Origin of the sequence: Mesorhizobium sp. M7A.F.Ca.CA.004.06.1.1 (assembly GCF_003999135.1) — a bacterium.
GTDB lineage: Bacteria > Pseudomonadota > Alphaproteobacteria > Rhizobiales > Rhizobiaceae > Mesorhizobium.
On the sequence record NZ_RZPQ01000517.1, the window covers coordinates 1 to 4,275 of the forward strand.

Consider the following 4,275-nt stretch of genomic DNA (forward strand, 5'->3'; position numbering starts at 1 on the left):
TGATCGTTAATAGCCCATCATGATGATTTTGAGTCATCTTATCTTTGATCTTATTGCGCGTGAATCATCGCGTCGCTTCCCATAGATGATTTTTGAGCGCCGGGACGGCGCCGGCGGCACACCGGACCGCGGAAGTCTCCGACCTTGCGAGAAGGAATTCATCCATGAATGCGATCTCACGCAGAAGCCTGTTGGCGCGTGGCGGCCTTTTGCTGGCGGCGGGCGCCGCCGCGGTGAACACGCCGGTTCACGCACTGGCGGCCAACCGGCAAGCGCGGTCCGGCAACTTCAAGTCCATCAACATGGCCATGGAACAGGCGGTGCGCGACGGGATCGTCGCCGGCGTCGTTGCCACCGCGGCAGGACCAGACAGCATGATCTACGAAGGAACCTTCGGAAAGGCCAGTACGGCCACCGGAGCAACGATGCGCGCTGATACGGTATTTTGGCTGTTGTCCATGACGAAGGCCTTCACCGCCACGGCCTGCATGCAGCTAATCGAGCAGGGCAGGATCAATCCCGAGGACGATGCGGCGAAATATCTGCCGGAACTCGCCAATCCGATGGTGCTGGAGGGCTTCGACGGCCACGGCCAGCCGCGCCTGCGCCCGGCCAAGCTGGCCATCAAGGTGCGTCACCTGCTCACACACACCTCCGGCTATACCTATTCGATCTGGAGCGATGCACTAACCCGCTACGAGAACGTCACCGGCATGCCGGACATCGCCACGTGCAAGAACGGCGCCTTTCTGGCACCGCTCGAATTCGATCCCGGCGAACGCTGGCAATACGGCATTAGCATGGACTGGGTCGGAAAGCTGGTTGAGGCGGTCAGCGACCAGTCTCTGGAAGTCTATTTCCGCGAGAACATCTTCGCCCCGCTCGGCATGACCGATTCAGGCTTCCTGATCGGAAGCAAGCAGAAGGCCAGGGTCGCCACCTTCCACAACCGTCGCGAAGACGGCGGCCTGACGCCCGCGCCCTTCGAAATGCCCCAGCGGCCGGAATTCTTCATGGGCGGCGGCGGCGGCTTCAGTACGCCGCGCGACTACATGGCCTTCCTGCGGATGCTGCTGAACGGAGGCACTCATAAAGGCGTACGGGTGCTGAAGCCGGAAACGGTCGCGTCGATGATGCGCAACCAGATCGGCGACCTCGACGTCCATGCCATGAGGACTGCCCAGCCTGCCTATTCGCAGAGCTTCGACCAGTTTCCCGACGAGCCCCACAAGTGGGGATATTCGTTCGACATCAACACGCTGCCCGGTCCGAACGGTCGGTCGGCAGGCAGCATTTCCTGGGCCGGCCTGCTCAACTGCTATTTCTGGCTCGACCCGGTCAGGAAGGTGACCGGCGCCATCTTCACCCAGCTCCTGCCCTTCTACGACCAAAAGGTCGTGAAGCTCTACGGCACATTCGAGCGCGGCCTCTACGACGGCCTCGCCTGATCCATCCCGATTTCAACACAAGGAGACATATCATGTATGCGATTACAGGAATAACTGGCAAGGTCGGCGGCGCGCTGGCGAAAGCCCTGATCGAAGCCGGAGAACCGGTCCGTGCGGTGCTGCGCGATCCCGCCAAGGCGGAAATCTGGCGCAAGCGCGGGTGTGAAATCGCCTTCGCCGAGATGGGCGCCGCCGCCCAGCTTGCTGCCGCCTTCAAGGGCGCCACTGGCGTTTTCATTCTGCCGCCGTCGGAATTCGACCCTGCGCCCGGCTATCCGGAAGCGGCCAAGCAGAATGAGGTGCTGACGACCGCTCTCCTTGCTGCGCGCCCGGAAAGGGTCGTCTGCCTCTCCACCATCGGCGCCGACGGGGAAGTGGACAATCTGTTGAGCCAACGGGCGATGCTGGAAGAAGCCCTCGGCGAGCTCGATTTTCCCGTCACCTTCCTGCGGCCCGGCTGGTTCATGGAAAATGCGGCCTGGGACGTCGCGCCGGCCCGCGACGAAGGCGTGCTGCACAGCTTCCTCCAGCCGGCTGACAAGACCTTCGCCATGGTGGCGACGCAGGATATCGGCCGGCTTGCCGCCGATCTGATCCGCGAGGGGTGGACCGGCAAGCGGGTCGTGGAACTTGAAGGCCCGTCGCGGGTCTCGCCCAACGATCTCGCCAATGCCTTCGCGTCGGCACTCGGGCATCCGGTGCGGGTGGAGATCGTCCCGCGGGAAAGCTGGGAGGGCCTGTTCCGTGCCCAGGGTACGCGTAACCCACAGCCGCGCATGCGCATGCTCGACGGCTTCAACGAAGGCTGGATCGACTTCAAAGATAACGGACAGAACAGCGTCAAAGGCAAGACACCTCTTGTGGAGGTGATCGCGGCGCTTGTCCGGCAAGCCGCCGCGACCGAGGCCGTTTGATTCCACCCTGAAAACACAGCAGACGGCACGGACATCCGCCGCCGCCCCCCTCGCAACCTGAAAGGAACTATGATGGAACGGCCGTGTAACGAGAATGCGGACACACGACCAACTGGTGCCCCCGAAATTGGCCGAAGCGACCCTTATCGGGGCTATGCTGGAAACAAAGGCTGCCGGCCTAGCTCCTGCGGCTCGGATCGCTATCGGCGCCGTAACCGGCCGTCCTGCACCGACGCTGGGGCGGCCGTCTTCCGTAACGGACGTTCAGCCCGCAGGCCGCGAGTGGGCCGGTCACGGCGCTGTCCAGACGGGGCGCGCCTATCGACGCAGGCGCTTCCTTGCACGTTCAAGGATTTCCTCCGATAGTGGCGTCCCCGACGCGATTCGGGCCAAGGTCATTGCGCCGATCATGGTGGCGTAGTCCACCATGGCTTCGCCGCGGGCCTCCCCAGAAAATCGATCTTCGACCAGCGCGTCGATCATCTCTTCGACGACAGCCACCGCCGCCGCCCGCGTCTTACCTGAGGACCGGGCAGCTTCGCTCCCCAACGCCGCCATTGGACAGGTAGGCGTACCCGCATCGCGATGCTCAGGGGACAGGTAGCGGTCCAACGCAGCGTTCCGCCCCTTTTCTGCCCGGACCTTCCCGAGCATGTCCGCAGATGCGTTGCCCGCAGCGACGAGCGCCTCGGCTATCAGCTGCTCCCTGTTGCGAAAATGCTTGTAGAAGCCGCCGTGGGTGAGGCCGGCGGCAGCCATAACGTCCGAGAGACTGGCCCCGGCGATGCCCGTGCGCCGGATGCAGTCTGCGGCCGCGGTGACGATGGCGCGCCGGGTTTCAGCGGCTTCCTTGTTTGACTTCCTCAACGACGCTTCCTCGCTACCGCTCACGAACGAGCCTTGACAGGTTAGATGTTATATGACATCCAAATAGATGTCATGCAACATCTAACTGATTACTAATGAGAGGAGAGGCTCATGCTGAACCAGCAGACCAGAGCCATCGATGCCAATGTGCCAGAAGCGGTAGAACTCACACGGCTGGGCGTGTCGGGCGCGGCGGAAGCCATTCGCCGGGGCGAGATCAGCGCCGAAAACTATGTTTCTGCCCTTCTCGCCAAGGCGCGGCGGAAAGAGGGCCTGAGAGCTTTCATCACCCTGGACGAGCCTGGCGCCCTCTCCGCAGCCCGCGAAGCCGACAAGGCCCGCGCCAAGGGCGTGAACGCGCCGCTGCTCGGTGTTCCCCTCGGCATCAAGGACAGCTATCTCACGGCCGGCTTGCGCACGACGCTGGGAGTCGGTTCGCTCAGAGACTTCCAGCCAACTGAGGACGCGGACGCCATTGCGACGCTCAAGGCGGCGGGCGCGATCGTGCTTGGGAAGACCAACCTGGTCGAACTTTCCTATGGTTTGACAGGCGACAACGGCCCTTATGGCCAGGTCGGAAACCCGCATGCGCCCGACCATGTAACCGGCGGTTCGTCGAGCGGTTCGGCGGCGGCGGTCGCCGCCGGCCTCGCTCCGGCGACGCTGGGCGGGGACACGATCGGGTCAATCCGCGTCCCCGCCTCCCTATGCGGCGTCGTGGGGTTCAAGCCGACAACCCGCCGCTGGCCGCGCGCAGGGGTCGCGCCGATCTCTCACACACTCGATACGACGGGGGTCTTCGCCCGAAGCGTCGAGGATTGCGTCCTGATCGATCAGGTCGTCACCGGTGCGCCGGCGGCGGAGCTGGACTCTCGCGCCGATCTCAAGGGGACCCGTTTCGCCTTTGCGCCGCGCCAGTACCTGAACCCAGTGGACCCCGAGGTCGAGGCGCGGTTCCGCAACACGCTCCTGCGCCTCGCCGAGGCGGGGGCCGAAATCGGCGAGATCGATCTCGGTGGGGACTTCCAGGCGCTGGCCCTTCGGAC

General features: G+C 63.9%; 4 protein-coding genes. 3 read left to right on the top strand and 1 reads right to left on the bottom strand.

Annotation, left to right across the window (positions count from 1 at the left end; genetic code table 11):
- Positions 1-164: 164 nt before the first annotated feature.
- Both EN906_RS24720 and EN906_RS24725 read left to right on the top strand, forming a co-directional pair.
- On the top strand, positions 165-1,448 hold the full coding sequence (locus EN906_RS24720) for a serine hydrolase domain-containing protein (protein ID WP_127269703.1): 1,284 nt from the start codon (positions 165-167) through the stop codon (positions 1,446-1,448).
- 32 nt (positions 1,449-1,480) lie between these two features.
- Positions 1,481-2,362 carry an NmrA family NAD(P)-binding protein gene (locus EN906_RS24725; RefSeq protein WP_127269701.1) on the top strand — a complete coding sequence of 294 codons (882 nt, stop codon included), beginning with the start codon at positions 1,481-1,483 and terminating at the stop codon, positions 2,360-2,362.
- Positions 2,363-2,680: 318 nt separating this feature from the next.
- Here the strand turns inward: EN906_RS24725 and EN906_RS24730 are convergent, their stop codons facing one another.
- The gene (locus tag EN906_RS24730) at positions 2,681-3,253 is read right to left on the bottom strand and encodes a TetR family transcriptional regulator (RefSeq protein WP_127269699.1); all 573 of its coding nucleotides are present in this window, start codon (positions 3,251-3,253) and stop codon (positions 2,681-2,683) included.
- A gap of 87 nt (positions 3,254-3,340) precedes the next feature.
- Here EN906_RS24730 and EN906_RS24735 point away from each other — a divergent pair.
- The coding region (locus EN906_RS24735; protein ID WP_245484327.1) for an amidase family protein at positions 3,341-4,275 on the top strand (935 nt) is incomplete at its 3' end.